Origin of the sequence: Planktotalea sp. (assembly GCF_965659345.1) — a bacterium.
Lineage (GTDB): Bacteria > Pseudomonadota > Alphaproteobacteria > Rhodobacterales > Rhodobacteraceae > Planktotalea.
Genome location: NZ_CBFHVK010000054.1, coordinates 1 through 1,501 on the forward strand (window position 1 = coordinate 1; position 1,501 = coordinate 1,501).

The 1,501-nt window shown below is 52.7% G+C and carries 2 protein-coding genes; both read left to right on the forward strand.

The genetic code is table 11. From position 1 onward, the window contains the following. Positions 1-231, forward strand: a 231-nt coding sequence (locus ACTG3Z_RS17525) for a hypothetical protein (RefSeq protein WP_439144285.1), incomplete at its 5' end; no start/stop codon positions are given. A gap of 265 nt (positions 232-496) precedes the next feature. After that, positions 497-844: a single-stranded DNA-binding protein gene (locus ACTG3Z_RS17530; protein ID WP_348288323.1), complete on the forward strand. Its 348-nt coding sequence runs from the start codon at positions 497-499 to the stop codon at positions 842-844. Positions 845-1,501: the final 657 nt, after the last annotated feature.

Consider the following 1,501-nt stretch of genomic DNA (forward strand, 5'->3'; position numbering starts at 1 on the left):
AGGAGATCGAAAATGTCTAACAAAATCTACACCCTCACCGTTCCCGTCACCTACCAAAAAGATGGCAAAGATCAAACCAGCTTCCGTCGTGTTGGCGCCGTCTTCGAGAACACCCGCAACGACAGCGGAGAACCCTTTCTCTCCATCAAGCTCGACTTCCCCGTTGCGGTCACCGAGTTGGTGGCCTTCCCACCCAAACCCGATGGCGACGATGGCAACGTTACCGAATAACGGACACAAACCTCGGGGCGGCAGACATGCCGCCCCTCTTCTCTTCAAAGTTGGCTGTATCTCGTGTGAGCAAAGGGGCCCCAAAGGTGGGCCACGCGCTGTCAAAGCAAACAGACAGATATCAGCTTTGCGGGCAATTCCAGGGTTGGCTGGCAGAGAAAACTACATGACTTGACAGTAATTATGATATCAATATTATAATATTGATAATGCCCCTTGATACGTGATCTTTAGGGGTCATCCCTTCCAGCTAGGAGACTGAAGCATGAGAACCTTTGCAGAATTCCAACTGATCGGACGTGTCGGCAAGACCAAGGAGGTCGGCAAAACCCTCCGGGTCAGTGTCGCCTCAGAATATGGTCGCAAAGATGATCGCGGTGATTTTCAATCAAATCCTTATTGGAACGAGGTGACGATCTTCAACGACAACGTCATCAAGTGGGCGAAGGAAAACGTCCATCCTGGCGATGTTGTGCATGTGCGCGGCACCATCCGCCAATCCCAATGGGAAAAGCAGGATGGCGGGACCGAATATGGCATTACGATGGCCGCAGAGGATTTCGACAATATCTCGCTGTCCGTTAAGAAATCGATGGAACGCAGTGCTGCTTGAGTGACCAGTGAAGTGATCATCGCCCAAATAAGGGGTTTCATACCTATGTCATCCGATGATGTGGTCAAACCTGCAACTGATCGACTAAGTCAGCTCCTACCAGAAATCAGTGCTACCGCTCATGGACACCCCAGAACGGTCATCGTTGGCCCACTGGATCGCTTGCGACTTTGGCACTACGATCCCGAACTTCTCTTGCCAATTAGTCATGATGACGCCGGGGCAATTCTAGCATTGGTTGATCAAATCACAGCCAGCAGGGATAGCCGGCAGGCCTAGGCATTCTCCGACGGCCCAACATATTTGTTCGTTTGTTTTGGGTTAGGATCGACTTTTTTCTGCAGCGTGGGGTTCGGACAAGCCGAACGCCACTACGCTGCGTTTCGGGTAGGCTCTGCCTCCCCCGCAAAACAACCCAAAATAGACAAGCCGTGTCCTCGCTCATTGCTGCGGGCCGCGCCAGCCTTGTCGATTTCAGGTGGTTTTGCACCCCCTCCGCACTTCGCCAGCGGGACAGGTTTTAGAGACGGACGCCCTTTCAGGGCTGCGCTCAAAACCAGTCACCAACAGGGGCAGCGCCCCGACCTCACCGCACAGGAGCAAGTGAAATGCCAAAGATTGATATTCACCAGCACGTCACCAATACGATCATTGCAC

Excerpts from the sequence above, each read along its gene's own strand:
- ACTG3Z_RS17530 (WP_348288323.1), top strand. The coding sequence starts at position 497 with ATGAGAACCTTTGCAGAATTCCAACTGATCGGACGTGTCGGCAAGACC.